The sequence below is a fragment of the Paenibacillus sp. NPDC093718 genome (assembly GCF_050279985.1).
Taxonomy (GTDB): Bacteria; Bacillota; Bacilli; order Paenibacillales; family Paenibacillaceae; genus Paenibacillus_AQ.
The window spans coordinates 894494-917181 of sequence record NZ_JBNNUS010000001.1 but is presented as its reverse complement, the minus strand read 5'-3'; the positions used below and the strand labels follow the sequence as shown (position 1 = coordinate 917181).

The 22688-nt window shown below is 51.5% G+C and carries 16 protein-coding genes; 15 read left to right on the top strand and 1 reads right to left on the bottom strand.

Going from position 1 to position 22688, the window contains the following annotated elements:
* The first annotated feature begins 10 nt into the window (after nucleotides 1–10).
* The 14 genes from ACQKPA_RS04610 (at nucleotide 11) to ACQKPA_RS04545 (ending at nucleotide 20683) form a co-directional block, all read left to right on the top strand.
* On the top strand, nucleotides 11–1711 hold the full coding sequence (locus ACQKPA_RS04610) for an alpha-L-fucosidase (RefSeq protein WP_427489758.1): 1701 nt from the start codon (nucleotides 11–13) through the stop codon (nucleotides 1709–1711).
* Nucleotides 1712–1855: 144 nt separating this feature from the next.
* Nucleotides 1856–4225, top strand: coding sequence for a helix-turn-helix domain-containing protein (locus ACQKPA_RS04605; RefSeq protein WP_427489756.1), 2370 nt, complete (start codon nucleotides 1856–1858; stop codon nucleotides 4223–4225).
* Between the two features lie 33 nt (nucleotides 4226–4258).
* Nucleotides 4259–5431, top strand: a complete 1173-nt coding sequence (locus ACQKPA_RS04600) for a glycoside hydrolase family 88 protein (RefSeq protein WP_427489754.1) — start codon at nucleotides 4259–4261, stop codon at nucleotides 5429–5431.
* A 168-nt stretch (nucleotides 5432–5599) separates the two neighbouring features.
* Entirely contained in the window at nucleotides 5600–6241 is a 642-nt protein-coding gene (locus ACQKPA_RS04595) for a TetR/AcrR family transcriptional regulator (protein ID WP_427489752.1), read from the top strand.
* A 6-nt stretch (nucleotides 6242–6247) separates the two neighbouring features.
* Nucleotides 6248–6757, top strand: coding sequence for a DUF4188 domain-containing protein (locus tag ACQKPA_RS04590; RefSeq protein ID WP_427489750.1), 510 nt, complete (start codon nucleotides 6248–6250; stop codon nucleotides 6755–6757).
* Between the two features lie 213 nt (nucleotides 6758–6970).
* A complete protein-coding gene (locus ACQKPA_RS04585; RefSeq protein WP_427489748.1) occupies nucleotides 6971–9217 on the top strand; it encodes a helix-turn-helix domain-containing protein in 2247 nt (748 codons plus the stop codon).
* Nucleotides 9218–9517: 300 nt separating this feature from the next.
* The gene (locus tag ACQKPA_RS04580; protein ID WP_427490272.1) at nucleotides 9518–10489 is read left to right on the top strand and encodes an ABC transporter permease; all 972 of its coding nucleotides are present in this window, start codon (nucleotides 9518–9520) and stop codon (nucleotides 10487–10489) included.
* A 10-nt stretch (nucleotides 10490–10499) separates the two neighbouring features.
* A complete protein-coding gene (locus tag ACQKPA_RS04575) occupies nucleotides 10500–11396 on the top strand; it encodes a carbohydrate ABC transporter permease (protein ID WP_427489746.1) in 897 nt (298 codons plus the stop codon).
* Nucleotides 11397–11531: 135 nt separating this feature from the next.
* Nucleotides 11532–13160, top strand: a complete 1629-nt coding sequence (locus tag ACQKPA_RS04570) for an ABC transporter substrate-binding protein (RefSeq protein ID WP_427489744.1) — start codon at nucleotides 11532–11534, stop codon at nucleotides 13158–13160.
* 20 nt (nucleotides 13161–13180) lie between these two features.
* Nucleotides 13181–14608, top strand: coding sequence for an alpha-L-fucosidase (locus ACQKPA_RS04565; RefSeq protein WP_427489742.1), 1428 nt, complete (start codon nucleotides 13181–13183; stop codon nucleotides 14606–14608).
* A gap of 173 nt (nucleotides 14609–14781) precedes the next feature.
* The gene (locus ACQKPA_RS04560) at nucleotides 14782–16446 is read left to right on the top strand and encodes a DUF4091 domain-containing protein (protein WP_427489740.1); all 1665 of its coding nucleotides are present in this window, start codon (nucleotides 14782–14784) and stop codon (nucleotides 16444–16446) included.
* A 373-nt stretch (nucleotides 16447–16819) separates the two neighbouring features.
* Nucleotides 16820–18274, top strand: a complete 1455-nt coding sequence (locus ACQKPA_RS04555; protein WP_427489738.1) for a PLP-dependent aminotransferase family protein — start codon at nucleotides 16820–16822, stop codon at nucleotides 18272–18274.
* A gap of 279 nt (nucleotides 18275–18553) precedes the next feature.
* Nucleotides 18554–19471: a D-alanine--D-alanine ligase gene (locus ACQKPA_RS04550; protein WP_427489736.1), complete on the top strand. Its 918-nt coding sequence runs from the start codon at nucleotides 18554–18556 to the stop codon at nucleotides 19469–19471.
* Nucleotides 19472–19477: 6 nt separating this feature from the next.
* On the top strand, nucleotides 19478–20683 hold the full coding sequence (locus ACQKPA_RS04545; RefSeq protein WP_427489734.1) for an aminotransferase class I/II-fold pyridoxal phosphate-dependent enzyme: 1206 nt from the start codon (nucleotides 19478–19480) through the stop codon (nucleotides 20681–20683).
* Here ACQKPA_RS04545 and ACQKPA_RS04540 read toward each other — a convergent pair.
* On the bottom strand, nucleotides 20669–21574 hold the full coding sequence (locus tag ACQKPA_RS04540) for an AraC family transcriptional regulator (protein WP_427489732.1): 906 nt from the start codon (nucleotides 21572–21574) through the stop codon (nucleotides 20669–20671). The genes ACQKPA_RS04545 and ACQKPA_RS04540 overlap by 15 nt on opposite strands.
* A gap of 219 nt (nucleotides 21575–21793) precedes the next feature.
* Here ACQKPA_RS04540 and ACQKPA_RS04535 point away from each other — a divergent pair, with 219 nt between their 5' ends.
* Nucleotides 21794–22681: a sugar phosphate isomerase/epimerase family protein gene (locus ACQKPA_RS04535; RefSeq protein WP_427489730.1), complete on the top strand. Its 888-nt coding sequence runs from the start codon at nucleotides 21794–21796 to the stop codon at nucleotides 22679–22681.
* Nucleotides 22682–22688 lie beyond the last annotated feature (7 nt).

Sequence of the window (22688 nt, the reverse complement as noted above, 5' to 3'; positions counted from 1 at the left end):
GAGGAGAGCGATGGCTGACTCATTAGATATCGTAACGGAAAGCAAGAGCCGGATGCAGTGGTGGAAGGATGCCAAATTCGGCATGTTCATCCACTGGGGGGTATATTCGCTGCTCGGCAAAGGGGAGTGGGTCATGTATGCCAACAAAATACCGGTAAAGGAATATGAGAAACTCGCCGAGGAATTCAATCCGACGCAGTATGATGCCAAGGCTTGGGTCAATTGCGCCAAAAGGGCAGGCATGAAATATATCGTCATCACTGCCAAACATCACGATGGTTTCGCCATGTACCATTCACGAACGGACCCGTTCAATATCGTGGATGCTTCTCCATTCGGCCGGGATCCGTTGAAGGAATTATCCGAGGCTTGCAGGGAGGAAGGAATCCGGCTTTGCTTTTACTATTCCCATGTCATTGATTGGCATCATCCGCATGCGCTTCACGATACGTTTAACAATCTATGGGACTATGAGCTGGAGAAGAAGGCGTTCTTTAGTTACTGGAACCATAAAGCGAAGGGACAAGTGCGTGAGCTGCTGACGGAATATGGTCCGGTCGGGCTGCTCTGGTTCGACACATCCGGGGGATTGTCGAAGAAGGAGAGCGAAGCGATGGTAAACATGATCCGTGGGCTTCAGCCCGATTGCCTGATTAACAGCAGGGTAAGCCATTGGCCTGATTTCGGTGACTACCAATCCAAGGGTGACAATGAAATCCCGATGCATGGCGAGGAAACGCGGGAATGGGAGACGCCGATGACTCTAAATCAATCGTGGGGGTACAGCACCAAGGATCAAGTGTGGAAATCGACGGATGCTCTGATCCGAAAGTTGGTGCACATCGTAAGCAAGGGAGGGAACCTGCTGCTCAATGTCGGCCCTACGGAAACAGGCATAATTCCGGAAAAATCCACTCTACGCCTGGAGGAAGTCGGCGAATGGCTTGCGCGAAATGGAGAGGCGGTCTACGGCACAAGCGCAAGCCCGTTCCCTTATGAGTTGGAATGGGGAGCGGTTACGGTGAAAGGAGATACGCTCTTCCTGCATGTGTACAATCGCTATTGGCCTGCGGAAGATTTGGTATTGAACGGCGTAAGAAATACGGTTAAAAAAGCTTATCTGCTCACGGACCCCAGCACATGTCTTCCTGTGCACCAGAGCTATCAGCCGGAAACGGACCATCACGAGATGCGGATCCGATTGCCTGAACTTCCCCCAGAAGACCATGTATCGGTTATTGCATTGGAACTCGATGGCAGGATCGATGTAGATCAGGGTTTTATCCAACAGGCAAACGGCGCTGTTAAGTTGGATCTTGTCCTGTCGGAAATAACGACAGGCAACGGGATGAACGAGGCTCGGTGGACCTTCAAGGCAGCGTCGTCCGGCATATATGAAGTCAACCTCGTCAACTTCAAAAAATCCGATGCCGTTTGGGAACAGGAATATGATCATGAAGTCACCGTACGGGCAGCAGGACAGACGATTGCGTGTATTCCCCGAGAGGATAAGGTCGTCAGCGACTCCATTTCTTGTCAGCATCCGTACACCGAGATTCATTCATCGATCGGGCGGATCGTAATAGAGAATCCGGGCACGTATACGTTGACCTTATCGAGCAAGCTTGCGAAGCCAAAACCTTTTGGACCGGAAATTTGGCAGGCGGCTGCCGTGAAGCTTCGTTCCGTGCGATTAGTTCAGGCGCTTTAAATACTTCGATGTACCCCAAACTTAGACATCCCTTTAATGGGACGCTTCTCACCTGGGTGATCAAAATTATTAAAGGGTTTGCTAGTCCGTTCGGCGAAGGATTCAAGAAATAGGTTTCCATACATTTTCTTGGAGGAATGCGACATGATCTCGATACCCGGCCTTCTTCCCGGCAAGCGAAAGAGCAGCCGGGGACGCGTCTTGAAAACCATGATCGTTTCGTATATGCTCATCCTTTTGTTGCCTATGACCGTGGGGCTTTTTCTATATGGACGGGTGGAAAACGTGATGGAAAACAATGCGGAGCGTTCAAATTCGGCGATGCTGGAGCAGCTGCGGCTATCCATGGACAGCAAGCTTAAAGAAGTGGATATTTTGGCTAAGCAAATCATGTTTAACCCCAAACTGGCTTATTTGCTGAATCTTGATCGGCATGATCAAGGAGGGGCGTACCGCCAGGTAGAATTCCTCCGAGATTATTTAAATCGCTATCAATCTTTTGTAAGCGGATTCGTGAAGGACTACTATGTTCATCTGCAGGCCGGAGACGTCATCCTGAAGCCTGGATTGCGGACGGATGCAAGAACCTTTTACGACAAGTATTACCGGTTTGAGCATATGGACTTTGAAACATGGAAGCAGACGATGCTTGGCAGCTACCACAACAAGGCGTTCCTGGCCTCCGATGTGCTGCTGCAGAATCCGAACCAAGGAAATGGCAACCCGGCGGATGTGATCACCTATGCGCAATCCCTTCCGCTTCATGACGTGTCCAATATCCGCGGAACGCTGGTTATTATGATTGATGGACAGCAGCTTCAAGAGATGTTCCGCCAAATCGAGTCCGCCAACGACAGCGAGATATATATTCTCGATAAGGAACGGGGCGTAATTGCAAGCTCATCGGATTCGGAGTTGTCCGCGCAGGTGACGGAAAGACTAGCCGGTCCATCGGGATTGTTCAAGACAGCATTAAATGGCACGGACAGCATGGTAACCTTTACGGAATCCAAGGAGGCCGGCTGGCATTATGTGTCCGTCATGCCAATGGACAGTGTCATGGAACGAGTAGCACAACTGAAGAGAATGGCGCTGACGGTGTTTGTCGCATCGCTTGTCGCAGGAGCGGCCGTTGCTTGTTGGTTTGCATACCGACAGTACAGTCCCGTCAAACGGGTGGTGGATGCCATTCTTCAAGGAAAGCCGATTCAGGATAAGCCGGCCGCGAACGAATATGATTTCATATTGCAAACGATCGAAGGCTCGCTCGTTGAGCAGCGGCATCTGAGGGAGCGACTATTCAGGCAGACGCCCGTCATCCGCGCTGATTTTCTGTCAAGGCTCATTCGGGGGTACATCGATCCGGATCATGCGGGGGATCAAGGGGGGCCGACATTAGTGACGATGGGCATCCATTTCGCGTCCGAGAAGTTTGCCGTAATCATTGTTCAAGCCGTGGATATTACAAGGCTGTCGCCGGAGCCATCCGAGCAAGATTGGACGCAAATTCGGTTTATTATCTCGAATATCGGTACGGATATCGCAAATTCGGGTCATCAGGGATTCGCCGTCGATATGGAACGCGACCGGGTAGCGATCCTGGTTAATTTCCATCCGGTTGAGGAGGCGGAAGCCGAGCTCTTCCTTCATGAGATTGCAGAGCGATTGCTCCGGGTACTGGAGGACCGTTTCCATATTTCCGTGACGATTGCCGTCAGCAGCGTACACAGAGGAAACGGAACGATCGGCAGCGCTTATCTGGAAGCCATGGCCGCCCTGGATTACCGTATGTTCAGCGGCAGAAACTCCATCATTCACTTCGGGCATGTACGGGACATCAAGCATCATTATTACTATCCGATCGAATTCGAGACGCAGCTTGTCAACCATGTGAGAGGCGGCGATACGGAAAATGTCGCCAAGCTGCTGGACAATATTTATACGATGAATTTTAAATCGGCGGGGATGACCCCGGAACTGGGAAGATGCTTGTTCTTCAATATCATCAGCACCTTTCTGAAAATACTGAATTTGACGAACACGGATCATGAAAGCCTGCTGGGCCCGAGCTTTGATCCCGTCAAACACATATTCGGTTGTTCCACAAGTGATGAAATGCAAGCCGAGACCAAGCGGTTATATGACAAACTGACTTGTCTCTTTCATACGGAGCATAGCGATCACAGCATCCAGCTGCAGCAGGATATGATGGCATTCATCGACAGGAATTTAACCGATTATAATTTAGGACTTGGCATGATTGCCGACCATTTCGGCATGACGCCGCAGTATATCTCGAGTTTCTTCAAAAAGATGAATCGATGCAATATCACCGACTATATTACACGTGCGAGGATTGAGAAAGCGAAGACATTGATGGAGCAATCGGAACTGACCAATGCGCAGCTGGCCCAACTGGTCGGCTATACCAATGATGTTGTGTTCATCCGGGCATTCAAGAAATTGGAGGGGGTCACCCCTGGCAAATATCGGGTGAGCGCAAGCGGGCAGTAACGCTTAAACGAGGAGAGGAGTGGCCAATTAGCCATGGAAGCGATCCGGGAACCTTTAAAATACGGCGAGGCAACGATATGGACCCGGCAAAGGACCGAAGCCGCCATCGAATTCGTGCTGCATAAGATCGATGAGAATTTAGACACATTTTCGGGCCGGTTTCCATCTCCTGCAAGCCGCAATCATATTTACGAGCCAATCGGCAATACGGAATGGACCTCGTCCTTCTGGACCGGGATGCTGTGGCTTGCTTATGAGGTTACGGGGGAAACGAAGTACCGGTCGATTGCGGAGCTTCAGCTCCACAGCTACAAGGAGCGCGTGGAGCAGCGCATCGCCACGGAGACGCATGATCTGGGATTTTTGTATTCCTTGTCCTGCGTTGCCGCTTATAAGCTGACCGGGAATGAAGAAGCGAGACGGACTGCCTTGGCTGCAGCAGACCTGCTGATGGAGCGGTATTTCGAGAAAGCCGGGATCATTCAGGCTTGGGGCAAGCTAGACAGGCCGTCACAACGCGGCCGAATGATCATCGACTGCTGCATGAATTTGCCTTTGCTCTATTGGGCGACGGAGGAAACCCGCAAACTGGAGTATCGGCGCGCTGCCATAAGCCATGCGCAGCAGTCCGCTCGTTATTTGATCCGCGAGGATTCCTCAACATATCACACGTATTATATGGATGTCGAGAGCGGAGAACCAAGGTTTGGGCAAACGTCCCAAGGATATGCGGATCATTCGTGCTGGTCCCGCGGTCAGGCCTGGGCCATTTACGGTATGCCGCTCAGTTATGCCTATTCGAAGGAAGAAACACTGCTGCATGATGCCGAGCGAGTCACTAATTACTATTTGAATCGGCTGCCTGAGGATGATGTGTGCTATTGGGATTTGATATTCACCGAAGGGCAGGAAGAGAGGGACAGCTCGGCAGCCGCCATTTCGGTATGCGGAATGCTGGAGCTGGCGAAGCGTTTACCGCTCTCGCATCCGCAGCGCCGTACATACGAGAACGCGGCACTCCGCATCCTGGCGTCTTTAAGCGATCGATATACGACGGCAACGCTCCCTGAATCCAACGGCATTCTGCAGCATGCGGTCTACGGAAAGCCGCTTGGCAACGGAATCGACGAATGCTGCATTTGGGGGGACTATTTCTATTTCGAGGCGTTGGTGAGGGTCTTCAAAGATTGGGATATGTACTGGTGAATGAAGTGAGGCCACGTTCAAAAGACAGCGTGAACGTAAACCATTACCCCTGCATCAGCATTGCTGATGTCAGGGGTGTTTTGTCTGTCTGTTTGGCTATGTTGACAAAATAAGTTAACTTATGTTAATTTATTTACACAAGTTAACTTTTAAGAGGTGCTAATCACAATGGATACGGATATCCCATTAAGGGAATTAAAAAAAGCCAAGAACAAAATCGCGCTGTATGAAGCGGCATTATCCTTGATGAAGGACCGGATGTTCAGCCAAGTTATGCTGGAGGACATCTGCAAGCGCGCAGAAATATCCAAGGTCACTTTTTTTAAGTTTTATCAACGCAAAGAGGATCTGCTGATCTATTTTATGCGGATATGGCTGACCGAGCGGGTCAACGAGATCGATACGGAAGGGAAAAAAGGGTTTCAGGCGTTCCGGCATCTGCTAACCCAAGTGGCTAAGGAGCATCAAGTGAGGCCTGGTATGATGCCTAGCCTGATCTCCTTTCTCGCAGAGCAGAACATGCAGCCCTGCATGCCGGAGCTGAGCCCTGCGGAAGTATCGCTGCTCTTTCCCGGTCACGAGGAAGCGGGAAGCCGATCACCCAACATGTACGATTTGTTCCAGCAGTTCATGAAGGAAGAAGCTCAAGCCGGAAGGCTGAACAAAGCCCTTACCTTGGAGCAAGCCGTGCAGATCTGTTTCACCATTTTTTATGGCGCGTTTCTGACGGCTCAATTGTACAGCTCAACGGATGTCGGTCGCTTCTATGAAGCGCATCTGGGTCTGCTTGAAATAAAGGAAGAGGAGTGAACAAGCATGGGCAAAGTGATTCCAGGTCGATATACTGCACATATGGACGGATCTTTCGTTGTATTCGTGATCGGGTTTCGGATTAACAAGTGGTGGGCGGTCCATAAGTGGCTGCCTGTCATGAATGCCATGACCCCGATGCTTCAGGAGCTGTACCGGAATAAGGAGGAGCTCGGCTTCATGGACGGTTCCTATCATTTTTCAGGACGGGGACTTACCCTCATCCAATATTGGAGAAGCTTCGAACACCTGGAGCATTATGCATGCCACGGAGCCAATCACCTGAAGGCATGGCGGGATTTCAACCGCAAGGTCGGAACGGGAGGGGACGTAGGGATATTCCACGAAACCTATCTTGTTCAGGAAGGGCAGCATGAATGCCTGTACAACAACATGCCGAGATTCGGTTTGGCCAAAGCAGGAGCTCATGTTCCTGCGACGGGTCGCAGGGAAACGGCAAGCCGGCGGCTTGGACGTGAGGGAGAACCGGCGGTGCCCACTCCTCCGAATCCATAGTTCCGGTCTGTCGGCGGCTGACCGCTCTTTGCCGAGCAATAGATAATTACCATAGGTTAAGGGCGGTGTAAATGCTATGGAAGTCGTGATGCTTTAGACTTGTTTTTCTTCCGCTCTCAAAAAAGTGTTGGTAAACTCCGCTCATTCTTCTATGATGAAATTACTTCAAATCGACGATGAGATAAGGAATTATTCGCTCGGGGGGGGATGCCTATGGGAAGAAAAGCGTGGTTTTACCGTCAGCTTTTATCGTATATGCCCGTCTTCTTTATCGTGATTTCCTTTGTGTTTTTTGTCTTTTTCCAAATGCTCGGGGAACAGTCTCGGCAAGGTGCGATTCAGGCCAATGAGACGATGATTCATCAGGCGATGCGTTCGGTGGACAACTCGCTGAAGGCCATCGATCAGATGCTCGTGCAGGAATTGCTGTTCAACCCCGATATGTCGGGATTTTTCAATCATGAGGATCAGGACAACGTCTATTTGAACATGCAGGCGGTGAAGGCCATGAAGCAGTTCAAGGTGTCCAATCCGCTTGTGGATTCCATGGTGCTCGTGCGGACCCAGGATGAGTTCGTCCTGAGTACTTCATCCTCGTTCAACTTGCCGGATTATGCGGATTATGACTTTCTCAAGCCTTATTTGGGCCAGGTCAATAGTGAAGCAAAATGGAGTGCGATGCGAAATTTCCGGGAGTTCAGCTTCAACAGCATGCAGCATGTAGTAACACTGGTTCGAGATGCACCCTTTGTTACCCATGGGAAAGGCGTTATTGCCGTTAATATCAAGGTGGACGCCATACATAACATGATTCAGGGCATGGTAAATCCCGATGTTAGTTTTATTCATGTGAAGGATACGCAGGGGCAGTCCATGCTCTCCGGTACCTCAATGGCAGAGAGTGGGGAGCTTGTCTCCCAGGCGGTTTCGCCTTATACCGGGTGGGTATATGAGGGAGGTCTTACTCAAGGCAGAGTGGTTGGTATCGTCAGTCAGCTGTACAATATCTGGTTTATCGTCGGCTTGCTCATGTGCGTTGCCGGGGTTGTCTGGATCGTATTGGTTACGCGCCGAAACTATAAGCCGATTGAAGCCATCGTGTCCCGGATTCATCATTATTCGCAGTCTAAAACGAGCGCGCTGATCCATAACAGTAAACAGGATGAGTTCGCATTTATCGAATCGGCACTCGAGAGTATGCTGGAACAGGCGAGCAGCTTTCAACAGCAGCATCGGGAGGATCTGCTGCTGCGCAGAGCGTATCTGTTCCAGCAGCTGATGGAGGGGCAGTACCCGTCCCATATGGAGCAGTGGAACGAGCAGCGGGACGCCATGGGACTGCCGGACTTGTCCGAATCACAGATCGTCAATGTCATCGAAATCGATAAATATCCATTGTTCTGCGAGCAGTACCCGCTGCAGGACCAGTATTTGATCAAATTTGCCCTCAAAAGCGTCGTTCAAGAAATTGCAGCCGGGCAGGAAACGAGTGTTTGGACAGAATGGATATCCGCTTCGAAGCTGGGTGTGATGACGATGGCGGATGACCAGGACGCAGCACAGCATGTGGTCACGCTGCTGGAGCAGGCCCGCCAGTGGGTGGAGCAGCATCTGAAGCTGACCATAACCGTTGGTATGGGGGAGAAAGCGGAGCGATATACGGATATCCCGGACTCCTATGAGCAGGCACGCACCGCATTGAAATACAAAATGATCCTCGGCGAGAATCGAATCATTCATTACACCCAAGTATCCGGGGAGGAGCGGGGCCATGCCTTTGATTTCTTGAACCTGATCCGCTCGATGGCTCAATCCTTCCGGCTCGGCAACAGGGATTGGCAGGAGAAATACAATGCCCTCATCCATAACATTGGACAAAATATGCTGGACCGGGACGGCGTGGTGAACCTGGTGGATTACATGATGTACTCGCTCGGACGTGAAATGTCGTGCATGGCAAAAGAATTTCAGGATTTGTGGCTGACAGAGGGGCAGCCTGCGTTACGGAACGCGCTCCAATCATCCGATACACTGGAGCAGCTGGAACAGGAGTTCGGGGAGGCTTTATCCGCTCTGTACGACAGTATGCTCGCTCTCATGGAGGGCCGAAATCATGCGGACACGATTCAGAAGGTGCGCTTGTTTATGGAGCAGAACTCGAGCAATCCGGATCTGTCTCTCAATTATTTAAGCGAACGCTTCAATATGAACTGGAAGACGCTGAGCAAGCTGTTCCGGGAGGAGACCGGCCAGAAATTCGTGGATTATTTAATTGAGCTGCGGATGAACCATGCCCGGAAGCTGCTCGAAGAGACCTTGCTGCCTGTACAAGATATCGCGACCGAAGTTGGGTATTCCAATGCCATCTCGTTTGGCCGGATGTTTAAAAAGCTGATGGGGATGTCACCGGGGGATTACCGTGAGCAGGCTGCTTATAAGCAGCAGAATTACGAGAACTAACGATCCTTCTGACTGCTTCATACATACTGATCAAGTAGAGAATCCTTCTGACTAGGTCATGCATATATAACCAAGCAGAGAGTCCTGCGGATGAACCGTCCCGCGGGCTTTTTGCTGTAAACGGAGATAGGTTTAGCGACGGAAAAAGGTTTATTCGCCCTTACGGCCTGTCGGCTCTATAGTACCCTCTGCTCGCGGAAATACGTTGATTCGGAGAATCTTGTTTATTGATCGGATGGCGTTGTCGGCCCTAGACTTGGGATCAACACAAAGCGAAGGAGGGTGACCCAAGTGGCTCGTATGAGCAGCGCAATCCCAGTACCTGCAGATGCACAGGCGCCAACGAATTTACCACCAAACAAGCCCATGAACCGAACGAGGAAGAAGCTGATGAAGCACTGGCAATTCTATCTGCTCGTGTTCTTCCCGTTAGTCTACATCATCCTCTTCAAATACGTTCCGATGTTCGGCGTCTTGATTGCATTCAAGGAATACAACGTCGTACAGGGGATATTCGGCAGTCCCTGGGTAGGGTTCGATTATTTCAAGCAATTGTTTGACGCTCCGTTCTTCTGGCAGTATGTCCGCAACACGCTCGAGATTTCCCTGTACGGCCTGCTGGTCGGTTTCCCGGCCCCCATTCTGTTAGCGCTGGCACTGAATGAAATCCGAAACGGCCGCTTCAAGAAAACCGTCCAGATGGTGACGTACGCGCCGTACTTCATATCAACGGTGGTCATCGTCTCGATTCTGATCGTGAACCTCTCGCCCAACACCGGGCTGATGAGCAACCTGTTTCGGGCGCTGGGACTGGAGACCGTAGATTTTCTGGGCGTCCCGGAACTGTTTAAGTCAATCTATGTCTGGTCCGATATGTGGCAGTTCACCGGTTACGGCGCCATCATCTATATTGCGGCCTTGGCGGGAGTCAATCCCGATTTGTACGAGGCGGCCAGAGTGGACGGGGCGACCCGGCTACAAAAAATCATCAATATCGATATTCCCAGCTTGTTTCCGGTCATCGTCATTTTGCTCATATTGAATCTGGGCAATCTGATGAGTCTGGGCTTTGAGAAAATTTATCTCATGCAAAACCCGCTCAATCAGAACACGTCCGAAGTCATCTCTACCTATGTGTACAAGGTCGGCCTGCTCGGAGCCAACTTCAGCTTCTCCGCCGCCATCGGCCTGTTCAATTCCGTTATCAATTTCATTCTGTTGGTCATCGTCAATTACGTATCCCGAAAAGTTTCATCCACAAGTCTATGGTAGGAGGTAGCGCATGAGCAGATCAACCGTACGGGAGTCCGCTGCAGACCGGATTTTCCTTGGTATCGTGTATTTGTTTCTGTCTGTCGTACTGATCGTCATCCTGTTTCCGCTGCTGCATATTGTAAGCGCATCCTTCAGCTCTCCGGGCGCAGTGTCCTCGGGCAAAGTGTGGCTGTGGCCGGTGGATGTAACCCTGATCGGCTACAAAGCGGTGTTCCAAAATTCCAATATTCTGATCGGGTTTGGCAACTCGCTGTTCTATGCCGTTGTCGGCACGATCGTGAATGTCGCATTCACTGTGATGCTTGCCTATCCGCTCGCCCGCAAAACGTTTTACGTTCGCAACATCATCATGATGCTGCTGGTGTTCACGATGTTTTTTGACGGCGGGCTCATTCCGAACTATCTTCTCGTGAAGTCGCTCGGCATGCTCGACACGCGCTGGGCCATGATTATACCGGGGGCGCTAGCCGTGTTTCAGGTCATCATCGCCAGAACCTTTTTTCAGACGACGATCCCGGAAGAATTGGCTGAAGCGGCCGAGATGGACGGGAGCAGCGACATTACCTTTTTCCTTAAAATCGTTCTTCCGCTATCGAAGCCGATTCTGGCCGTGCTCGCGCTAATGTTTGCCGTTGGCCATTGGAACTCCTATTTTAATGCCTTGATTTATTTGAAGGACAGCAGCCTGTTTCCGCTTCAGATCTTCCTGCGGGATATTCTGATCCTGAATTCCGTCAGCGCCGAGATGGTGACGAACGTCAACGAGCTGTTAGTCCGTGAAGGGCTGAAGGATTTGCTGAAGTATTCGCTGATCGTGGTGGCAAGCGCCCCGGTATTGATCATTTACCCGTTTGTGCAGAAGTATTTTGTCAAAGGCGTAATGATCGGGTCCTTAAAAGGGTGATTCCTATTCCGTGAAGGAGGTGAGGCCGGCACTATAGAATAGGTAATTCCGATGTTCGGACATATAGGGGGTATATGCAAACACGGTTTCACTTACGAAGTACGGGCAGGTATTCCATATTAGGGAGGAATTCATTTGAAAAGGTTCACTGGATTAGGTTTAAGTCTGGTTCTCGTGGCAGTGTTGGCTCTATCCGCTTGCGGCAAGACGAGTGAAACAGGAACTGAAGGTCCGGCAAGCCCTCCGGGGTCAGGGGGACCCGTTGAACTGTCGGTATTTGCTCCTCAGTCCGCCGGCATCGAGAGTCTCGATGTCAATCCATTCTCCAAGCATATCGAAGAGAAGCTGGGGCTTACATTTAAGTGGAATACGACACCTGACGCGGTATTTAACGATAAGAAACTGCTGATGCTGGCAAGCGGTGACTATCCGGCGCTCATTATGAATGCCGGCATATCCAAAGCGGATCAGATCAAGTACGGAATGCAGGGAGCCTTTATTCCCTTGAATGAGTTAATCGACAAGCATGCACCTAACATTAAAAAGGCGATGGAGGAGGTCTCCTATTTAAAATCGGCGATGACCGCGCCGGACGGCAATATTTATGCGCTTCCGAAGGTGAATGAATGCCTGCACTGTACGTATGGCCAGCGGATGTGGATCAATACGACCTGGCTTGAGAAGTTAGGTCTAGAGATGCCAACCACAACCGATGAGTTCTATGAAGTGTTGAAAGCCTTTAAAGAGCAGGACCCGAACGGGAACGGCAAGGCCGACGAAATACCGATGACCACTTCGCTTGATGTGTGGGGAGGAGGAGTTGACGCCTTTTTGATGAATGCTTTTATATATAACAATGGCACAACCTATTTAAGCGTGAAGGATGGCAAGGTGATTTTGTCCGCGGCTGAGCCCGAGTGGAAGGAAGGTTTAAAATATCTCAACAAACTGTACAGCGAAGGACTGATCGACAAAGGAGCGTTTACCCAAAACGGCGATGCCGTCAAGCAGCTCGGCAACAAAACGGACAATGTGGTCGGCGCCGTTGGTTATGCACTGATCAGCAGCGTGCTGGAACCAACCGACGCGAAGCCCCGTCATAAGGAATACGATGTCGTTCCCCCGCTGAAAGGACCGAATGGCGTGCAGCTTGCAGGTTATAGCGTCGGAGCAGGGGATGGATCGTTTGTCATTACGAACAAAGCGACGGAGGAGCAGCGGATCGCGGCGATCAAGCTGGCGGATTACCTGTTCTCCGAAGAAGGCACCGTGATGACCTCCTGGGGCTTTGAAGGAGACGGATGGCGGAAGGCGGAGTCCGGTGCGCTTGATTACAATGGCGAACCGGCCGCATACGAAGCGCTGAAGCGGGATGTGCCCGAGGGATCGCTTGACGTAACCTGGTGGCAGCTTGGCACGATGCTGATGGTGAACTCCCTCCGCGAATCCTTTGCCGCTCCGGAAGATCCGCTTGGAAACGGGGCTTATGAGTATCGTTTGTGGCTGGCTGCGAAGAAATACGAGCCTTTTGCCAAACCGGAGTTGGTGTACCCGACGGATGTGTTCATCGATCCGAAAGATGCAACCTTCATCGCGCAGATTCAGAAGACGATTCAGGATTACGTGAAATCGAATCTGGCCCAATTCGTAACCGACAGCAAGGACATCGAGAAGGACTGGGATGCCTATGTCAGCGGATTTAAGGGGCTTCAGCTGGATAAGTATCTGGAGATTCATCAGAAAGCATTAGACAACCAAGGATAGAGGTATAGGAGGTTTATCGCTTGCACAATTTCATTGAATACGCTGCCAATATTAAGCCCTCGGAACGTCAATTAGACGTCCAGGAGATGGAGTTCTACGCCTTCTTTCATTTTACCATCAATACGTTCACGGATATGGAATGGGGCACGGGAAAAGAAGATCCGGCCCTGTTCAATCCGGAGCAGCTGGATGCGGATCAGTGGGTGAGCGCTTGTGTCAGTGCCGGCATGCGCGGCTTGATCCTGACCTGCAAGCATCATGACGGCTTCTGTTTATGGCCGAGTCAGCATACGGAGCATTCCGTGAAGAACAGCCCGTGGCGAAACGGATACGGGGATGTGGTGAAGGAGGTTGCCGATGCCTGCAGGAGAGAGGGAATCAAGTTCGGCATCTACTTGTCCCCCTGGGACCGGCATGAACCGTCGTATGGGGATTCGCCGCGGTACAATCAATTTTTTCTGAATCAGCTAAGAGAGCTCCTGACCGGCTACGGCGAGATATTCAGCGTCTGGTTTGACGGAGCCTGCGGCGAAGGTCCGAATGGCAAGCGTCAGGAATACGATTGGGAGTCGTACTACGCCCTGATTCGGGAACTGCAGCCGAATGCCGCCATCTCGGTATGCGGACCGGACATTCGCTGGTGCGGGAATGAAGCGGGACATTGCAGGGAGTCGGAGTGGAGCGTCGTTCCGGCGTCGCTGCGCCAGAATGAAGCGATCCAGGAAAAGTCGCAGCAAACCGATGATCGGGAGTTTGCCCGCCGCTATGAATCGAGCGAAGAGGATCTCGGCAGCCGGAGCGTCATTCAGGGCGAGAAGGAGCTGGTATGGTATCCGGCCGAAGTCAATACCTCGATCCGTCCCGGCTGGTTCTACCATGCGTCCGAAGACGAAAAAGTCCGATCGCTGGAAGAATTGCTGCATATCTATTACGGCTCGGTTGGCGGCAATGCCACCTTTCTGCTCAATATTCCGCCGGATACCCGCGGACTCGTTCATGAGAATGATCTGCAGCGTCTGCAGGAACTGGGTGACGCCATTCGAACAACGTTCGATACCAATCTGGCTGCTGATGCGGATGTTACGGCATCCGAGACGAAGGCGGGGCTGGAGGCTCGATTTGTTGTCGATGGCAGCAAGGATACGTATTGGAGCCCAGAGGACGGTACGGAATACGCCGTGATTGAGCTGGACCTTGGGCGGGCGATCGATTTTGATCATATCGTATTGGCTGAATACCGGTACGGGCAGCGGATCGAGCGCTTCGAGCTTGAATATATGGAAAACGGGAACTGGCACACGATCCAATCCGGGACGGTAATCGGGCGCAAACGCATCTGCCGCTTTCCCGCTGTACGGGCTCAATATATCCGGCTTACCATTTTGGAATCGAGATGGTGTCCGCGCCTGTCCGGCTTTGAAGTATATCGGAGTTCGAAGGATTGGTGAGAGAATTCTAACATCCGGCGGAATTCCGGTATGGTGCCATAATAAGGCGGCCATCGCAACAGGGCGGTGGCTCCTTTTTTTCGAAAACGTAAAATTTACCTTCCGTTCCATCCAGTTTAGTGTAATATGTACGTGAAAGTATCCCATTTCATTGTAGAGAGGATGTAACCTGCATGAGCCATTCCGTATCATTTGAGACCCGGCTGTTAAGCTCTTTGTCCAAAGTGTTTGCCGATGAAGAACTGTCCCAAGCCTCGTATGACAGAGGGTCTTCGTTTGGCAATGAGACGTACTCGTTTCAAGTTGCATACCGTTCCAATCGCTTGTTAAAAAACATCCGGGTTCATCTGCAATCATCGTTGAGTGAACGGATTACCATCCGTTCGGTAGGCCTGGTTCCATCGGAGCTGCCTACGTATCATGATCATGACGAGTTTATCATAAGAGCTGCGCCCGGGCTGTATCCGGACCCGTTGCTGCTTCTGGCATCAGAGCCTGTTGTAACCGGATGCCCGAACCAGTGGAGAAGTCTGTGGATTACGGTACAGCCTGAGGGTGAGATCAAGGGTGGTACATATGAAATCCGGATCCGTTTTGAAGCGGAATCGGGCGAGTCGCTTGGAGAAGAGGTGTTCACGCTCGAAGTGATACCGGCAACCTTGCCGGACCAGACGCTGATTCATACGGAATGGTTCCATGCCGATTGTTTGGCGAACTACTACGAGGTGGACATATTTAGTGAACGGCACTGGGCGTTGATCGGTCAGTTTATGCAAACCGCCGCTCAGAATGGCATCAATATGATCCTGACCCCCTTGTTTACTCCTCCGCTGGATACGGAAGTGGGAGGAGAACGGCCAACGGTGCAGCTGGTTGACGTCGCCGTAACCCCAGATGGAGCGTATACGTTTGGTTTTGATAAGCTGGACCGCTGGGCAGACCTATGTGATTCCAATGGGATTCAGTACCTGGAATTCTCTCATCTTTTCACCCAGTGGGGAGCCGGGCATGCGCCGAAGATTATCGCCAATGTGAACGGAAAGCCCGAGAAGCTGTTCGGATGGGAGACGGATGCGACCGGAGAAGAGTATCATGCCTTCATCCGACAATTCATACCGGTCCTGACCCGCTGGATTGAAGGCCGGGGACTTAAGCAGCGCTGCTATTTCCATGTATCCGATGAGCCGTCCGTGTCCCATCTGAAGGCTTACGGTCATGCAAGCCGGCTGATGAACGAGCTGCTGCCGGATTACCCGATCATTGATGCACTATCCGATATTTCGTTTTATGAGGAAGGCCTGGTGAAGCGCCCGATTCCTGCAAGCAACCACATCGAGCCTTTCCTGGACCAGGAGGTAACGCCGCTGTGGACCTATTATTGCTGTTCCCAGTACAAGGAAGTGTCCAACCGATTCTTTAATCTGCCCTCGGCAAGAAACCGGATCATCGGGATCCAGCTGTATAAGTTTAACATCGAGGGATTTCTCCACTGGGGATATAACTTTTGGAATTCGCAATACTCGAAGCGCGCCATTGACCCGTTCAAGGTGACGGATGCGGATTGCGGTTTTCCTTCCGGGGATGCTTTTGTGGTATACCCTGGTGAAGAAGGACCGATCGAATCCATTCGGCTGAAGGTATTCCAGGAAGCGCTTCAGGATTTGAGAGCGCTTCAACTGCTGGAGACGAGAATCGGCAGGGAGGCTGTGCTCCAGGCGCTGGAGGAAGGGCTCGAAGAGCCGATCACCTTCAAGACATATCCGAGGGAGCAGGAATGGCTGCTGTCGAAGCGGCAGTGGATCAACGATAAGATCAAGGAAAGTTTGGTTGTGAAGTAACCGCACCGGTGTGCTTACGACTTATTAAGCCTATTTATGGTCAATCAGACCGCATAAATTCTGTGCAAAACGGCCCCATCTTCCTTTGAGAAGTTGGGGCCGTTTTGATTTGCATCACGATTTGTTTTTTTGCCAGATGGATACCTAGAATGTTCTTTCTTGCTTGTGCATGATCTCGTATGGTTCCATGATAAAGAGAAAGTGCAGGTATTCAAGGTATACCGGTGCAAAGGGCAGTCCGATCCTAGAGATGAGGATGGCCTGTGTTCTGCCATGGTTATCGGCAAACCACGCCCGAGGCGAAAGAGGCCTGCTGTGGTTCTAGTGGTGCCGCCGAAATTATGCCATCATTAGAGCAAGGGGGAAATGAACGATGTATTTGGATTTCAAGTTGGCGAATGACCGCCCGGCGTATATTCAAGTCAAGGATTACATGAAGCGCTTGATGACAACCGGGGCGCTGCAAGCCGATCAGAAGCTCCCCTCCACGCGTGAGCTAAGCACGCTGTTTCGAGTGGGCCGTAATACGGTGCTGAGCGCATACTCGGATTTGGAGGACGAAGGCTATATCTATGCGGTTAAAGGGCAAGGGCACTTTGTTGTCCTTTCGATCAGCGGAGCATCCATGCAGCCCGAAGGCAAACGGCTGGATTGGGGGTTACGCCTGAACGAATACGCCAGGCTTGCGGAAGCGCATGATCTGATGAAACACGGCATTCGTGCTGAGAAGGGCTCCATATCTTTTACAAGCATCGCCCCTGATGAGAAGCTGTTCGACCTGCCAAATGTAAAGCGTGCATTTCTGGACCGAATGTCGCTTGAAGGTGATGTACTTCTAAACTACGGTTACGCCAAGGGCTATAAACCCCTTATTGATTATCTCCTCCGTTATATGGAGAACAAGGGCGTGAATATTCAAGGGAAGGATATGCTGATCACCAGTGGCTTTACGGAAGGCTTAAGTCTGGTGCTATCCGCCTTGAACAAAGGGCATGGCCGCATTCTGTGCGAGAATCCAACCCATCATACTGCCATTAAAAATTTTAAAATGCACGGGTACGCCATTACCGGCGTCGAGATGGAGCCAGATGGCATCAGCCTGACAGGGCTCGCGCGCGAGCTGTCGGAGCGGACGTACGACATGGCCTACCTTGTGCCTTCCTATCATAATCCTACAGGAATCGTCATGTCTCACCAGAAGAGGCTGGAAGCGCTCCGACTGCTGAATGAGTACGAAATTCCCGTTATTGAAGATGGTTTCAACGAAGAGCTGCGCTATTCGGGTTCACACATCGCGCCTCTCGTTGCATGTGCAGGCGGCGAGAACAACAGCGTGATCTATTTAGGCAGTTTCTCCAAGATTCTGTTTCCCGGCCTGCGAGTCGGATGGGTGCTGGCCGACAAGACGCTGATTCATTATCTGGAAAGCGTAAAGCGCGCCCGCAGCATTCACACGTCGACGCTGGATCAGTCCCTGCTCTTTCAATATCTGTACAACGGCAACTTTGAGAAATATTTAAAGAGGGCGAAGGCCGAGTACAAGCGAAAATATGAGCTTGCGATCCGCTGCTGCGAGGAGTGGATCCCGATGGAGCGATTGTCCGGCGACGGCGGGCTTCACCTGTTTGTTGAATTCGGCCCCGAATTCCGAACCCGCGAGCTGCTGGAAGCCTGCTCAGCCCAGGGCGTGGTATTCACGCCGGGCGACATTTTCTTTACCGATGGCGGCGGCCATCACACCATGCGTCTCGGATTCTCCCGCGTCTCCGACGAGAACATCGAGAAGGGGATCCGGATCATCGGCGAGGCGGCGAGGAAGCTGGTGTAATCCGGCTGTAACGGAGATCGGAAGAACAATCTGCATGCGGAGTGCTGATTAGCATCCAAGGAAACAGTTTGCCTGAGAAAATGGTTATTGGCTGCAACGGAGAAGGCGGAATTATTCTGAAGAAGCGGAGCGTTCTCCTTTGCAATCGGATTTCAACAACGAATATTCAAATCAGTAGAAATCTGAGGGCAACAGAGATCGGAAGAATAATCCGCATGCGGAGTGATGCATAAGGCAATCAGCGTATAGAATTATTATAGATTTTAGGAGGTCTACATCATGAAGGTTGGCATCATCATGGGAGGCGTATCATCCGAGCGGGAAGTTTCGCTCATGACCGGCAAAGAGATGATCGCGCATTTGGATAAAAGCCGCTACGAGGTTTATCCGATCGAGATTAACGATAAACGCGAGCTGATCAGCAAAACCAAAGGCATCGATATGGCTTTGCTCGCCCTGCACGGGCAATACGGGGAAGACGGGACGGTGCAAGGCACACTCGACTCCCTGGGCATCCCGTACACCGGCAGCGGCGTTCTCTCCAGCAGTGTCTGCATGGATAAAGACCTGAGTAAGAAGCTGCTGCGGTACGAGGGATTGACTACAGCCGATTGGGTCATGGTCAGCAGTATGGAGGAGCTGGCCGCCGCCGACGTGGAGGGACTCGGTTATCCTGTCGTGGTGAAGCCAAACGCGGGCGGGTCCAGCGTTGGTACTCGGATTGTGCGTGATGCGGCTGCCCTTGCCTCCGCCGTAGAAGAGGCATTGCGATGGGACCGCTCCGTGATGATCGAGCAAATGATCGAGGGGGAAGAGATCACTTGCCCGGTTTTGAACGGTGAGATGCTCCCGATTGTGTCCATCAAGCCGAACTCCGAATTTTTCGATTATACATCCAAATACGAAGAGGGCGAAGCGGATGAGCAGGTGATTGAGCTTCCCGCCGAACTTCAGCAGCGGGTGCGCACGGCTGCGCTTCAATGCTATAAGGCGCTGAAGTGCAGTGTGTATGCCCGAATCGATATCATCCTGAAGGAAGAGATTCCGTATATTTTGGAGGTTAATACGCTCCCGGGTTTAACGAAGAACAGTTTGCTGCCCAGAAGCGCGAAAGCGGCGGGCTATTCGTTCAGCGGACTTTTGGATGCCATCATTGAAACTTCATTATCGGAACGAAAAAGCGAAGGCAAGGAGTAGAAGCATATGAATACAACGAGCAGCTTTCTAACATCAACGGTGCAAGCCATGCCGCCTTCCGGCATCCGGCAATTTTTTAATGCGGCGGAAGCGGACGATGACGTCATTTCTCTCGGTGTGGGGGAACCGGATTTTGTGACGCCTGCATGTGCGATTGAGGCCTGTAAACGAGCTCTGGAGCGTGGCCGCACGATGTATACGCCGAATGAAGGGCTGATGGAGCTAAGGGAAGAGATTGCGAAATATCTGGATACCGGATTCCAGCTGCAATATGAACCGACGAGAGAGATACTGGTCACGGTTGGCGGCAGCGAAGCGATTGATCTTACGCTGCGGGCGCTCATTTCGCCGGGGGATGAAATTATTATTCCCGTGCCGGGATATGTCGCTTATGCTCCTCTTGTGCAATTGAACGGGGGAGCTGTCGTCGAACTGGAGCTCTCCGCAGAGCATAAGTTCAAATTGACTGCGGATGCACTGCAGAAGGCGATTACCCCCCGGACGAAAGCGATCGTTGTTAACTTTCCAAGCAATCCGACAGGCGCCGTGATGACCTACGAGGATTGGCTACCGATTGCGCGCCTTGCGGTTATGCACAATTTGGTGGTGATTTCAGACGAGATGTATGCCGAGCTTACCTACGGCCGCACGCATACCAGCATTGCTTCGCTGCCTCGGATGCGGGAGCGCACTATCGTCATCGGCGGATTTTCCAAAGCCTTTGCGATGACGGGCTGGCGGGTCGGTTACCTCTGCGGCGACTCCCACCTGGTGAGCGCCATGGTCAAGATTCATCAGTATACCGCGCTCTGCGCGCCCATCATGGGGCAGATTGCGGCTCTCGAATGTTTAAGAAATGGACTCGGGGATCGGGACGTGATGAAGCAGGCTTATGATGAACGCAGAAGGATGTTTGTGCAGGGTCTGACCGATATCGGCCTAAGCTGCCGCGATCCCCAGGGTGCTTTCTACGCATTCCCCAGCATATCCGGAACGGGTTTGGGCTCCCAGCAGTTTGCGGAGCGATTGCTTCGAGAGGCAAAGGTGGCCGTTGTACCCGGTCATGTGTTTGGCACCGGGGGCGAAGGCTTTATTCGCTGCTCGTATGCCGCTTCGCCCGATCAATTGAGCGAAGCGCTTGATCGAATGGACCGCTGGCTTAGAACGCATGCAGGTGCTGACCATGGCCTGCCCACTTTACAGAATTCTTGAAAGTTTGCGGTAATCGGTAGCGGTAATCCCCTCCAGTCTGCGGAAGATTCGGCTAAAATAATGAATATCCGGGTATCCGACCCCTTCGCCAACCGCCTCGATCGAGATGTCGGTTTCCCGGAGAAGCCGGCGCGCTTCGCGGTGACGAACGGATTGCACGAATTCACTTGGCGGCATCCCCGCAAAGCGTTTAAACAATTTGGCGGTATGATCCGGGCTTAACATTAAATGCTCCGCAATTACTTTGTTGCTCCAGTCTTTGGCTGGAGTTTTTTCGATTTGAGACATCAGTTCAATCAGTGTGGCATCGTGCGGTGACGTTTCCGTCAAGGCTTGGGAAGGATGCGTCCGAAGCAGTTGAACCAGCACATCCAGCATCAGCCCCTTGCAGGCAAGCTCATAGCCGGCGGGACGCAGGGTGAATTCCTCCACGATTCGTTCCATCATCTGAACGCAAGGCAGCGGAGGTGTGTAGATGACACGGGAAGAGAGCGGGGGAAAAGAGGAGGACACCGCTTCATGCGCGAATTTATCCGTATCCAGCACGACTTCATTCACGATCATATCCGCTTCGGTCTGTATGTCCAGCTCATCAAAAAAATCAAAATGAATCCCCAAAAATCGCGCGTCAGGATGGGAGACCACCTCATTCTGGTGGTAAACGCCGGACGGCAGGAAGATCAGTTGACCGGCTTCGATGCGATAGCGGTTCCCGTACATCGTTGTAGCGGCTTCCCCTTGGTATACATAGAGCAGTTCAAAATCGTATAACCGGCGCTGCGGGAGTGATCCCGTCGCCATGCGTTGAAACTGCGCATAGTGAATGCAGGGTGACCATTCGCGAAAAGGCGCTTCGCGTTTTATCGGAAAATTGAGGTCCATAGCGGTCATCGTAAACTCACTCCAAAATGTTATTAAGAGATGTTAAATAGAACGGAATAGTCCAAATAATCACTTTTCTATCTAAATCATTTGGTGAAATATTTATTTATTATATAAGTATTATTACATCCAAATGGTTTGTTTACAACTTGACGGAAAAAGTCAAATGATGTGTTTCAGAAAACGAGTGTTACAACATCAATCTATTGATTCTAGGAGGGATTCACGATGAAGAAAGGGATTAATATCTGGTCGTTCTCGGGAGATGCTTCCATCTCCGACTGCATCCGATTGGCAAAGGAAGCCGGGTTTGAAGGAATCGAATTGTCATTAAACCAAACAGGAGAGCTCGGCCTTCAGGCTGGCGATAAAGAGGTACAGGCCATAACGGAACAGTTGAAAGAAGCCGACCTGGATATCGCGGGTTTGGCGACAGGTTTGTATTGGGAATATCCGATGACCAGTAATGATCCGGCTGTCCGTGAGAAGGCCATGGATATTTGCAAGAAGCAGCTGGAGCTCGCGTCCGCTTTCGGAGTGGATGCCATCCTTGTGATCCCGGGGGCGGTCGGAGTCGATTTTGTTCCTGGTTCAGCCGTCATCGATTACGAATATGCCTACGAGCGGGCTCAAGAATCCATTCGTAAGCTGGTTCCTTACGCGGAAAGCGCCGGCGTTGCCATCGCGATCGAGAATGTATGGAATAAATTCCTGCTGTCGCCGCTGGAATTGCGGACCTTCATCGACGAGATCGGTTCCGAATATGTCGGCTCTTATTTCGACGTAGGCAATGTTGTGCATAACGGTTATCCGGAGCACTGGATTCGGATTTTGGGTGAGCGGATCAAAAAAGTCCATTTCAAAGATTACCGCAGACAGGCAGGCGGTTTGCACGGTTTTGTCGACCTGTTGGCAGGGGACGTTAATTATCCGGCCGTTGTTGAAGCGCTGCGTGTGATCGGCTATGACAACTATGTTACGGCAGAGATGATCCCGGCGTATACCCACTACTCGGAGCAGATCATATTTAATACATCCAATGCAATGGATGCGATTCTTGGACGTACGCCATCATTGCGCAAGCCGGATGCACGCCAGCATCAAGGCCAATCATAACAAGAGA

Bases quoted from the DNA above. Each gene is read 5' to 3' on its own strand.
- ACQKPA_RS04610 (WP_427489758.1), top strand. From the start codon at position 11: ATGGCTGACTCATTAGATATCGTAACGGAAAGCAAGAGCCGGATGCAG.
- ACQKPA_RS04605 (WP_427489756.1), top strand. From the start codon at position 1,856: ATGATCTCGATACCCGGCCTTCTTCCCGGCAAGCGAAAGAGCAGCCGG.
- ACQKPA_RS04600 (WP_427489754.1), top strand. From the start codon at position 4,259: ATGGAAGCGATCCGGGAACCTTTAAAATACGGCGAGGCAACGATATGG.
- ACQKPA_RS04595 (WP_427489752.1), top strand. From the start codon at position 5,600: ATGGATACGGATATCCCATTAAGGGAATTAAAAAAAGCCAAGAACAAA.
- ACQKPA_RS04590 (WP_427489750.1), top strand. From the start codon at position 6,248: ATGGGCAAAGTGATTCCAGGTCGATATACTGCACATATGGACGGATCT.
- ACQKPA_RS04585 (WP_427489748.1), top strand. From the start codon at position 6,971: ATGGGAAGAAAAGCGTGGTTTTACCGTCAGCTTTTATCGTATATGCCC.
- ACQKPA_RS04580 (WP_427490272.1), top strand. From the start codon at position 9,518: ATGAGCAGCGCAATCCCAGTACCTGCAGATGCACAGGCGCCAACGAAT.
- ACQKPA_RS04575 (WP_427489746.1), top strand. From the start codon at position 10,500: ATGAGCAGATCAACCGTACGGGAGTCCGCTGCAGACCGGATTTTCCTT.
- ACQKPA_RS04560 (WP_427489740.1), top strand. From the start codon at position 14,782: ATGAGCCATTCCGTATCATTTGAGACCCGGCTGTTAAGCTCTTTGTCC.
- ACQKPA_RS04555 (WP_427489738.1), top strand. From the start codon at position 16,820: ATGTATTTGGATTTCAAGTTGGCGAATGACCGCCCGGCGTATATTCAA.
- ACQKPA_RS04550 (WP_427489736.1), top strand. From the start codon at position 18,554: ATGAAGGTTGGCATCATCATGGGAGGCGTATCATCCGAGCGGGAAGTT.
- ACQKPA_RS04545 (WP_427489734.1), top strand. From the start codon at position 19,478: ATGAATACAACGAGCAGCTTTCTAACATCAACGGTGCAAGCCATGCCG.
- ACQKPA_RS04540 (WP_427489732.1), bottom strand. From the start codon at position 21,574: ATGACCGCTATGGACCTCAATTTTCCGATAAAACGCGAAGCGCCTTTT.
- ACQKPA_RS04535 (WP_427489730.1), top strand. From the start codon at position 21,794: ATGAAGAAAGGGATTAATATCTGGTCGTTCTCGGGAGATGCTTCCATC.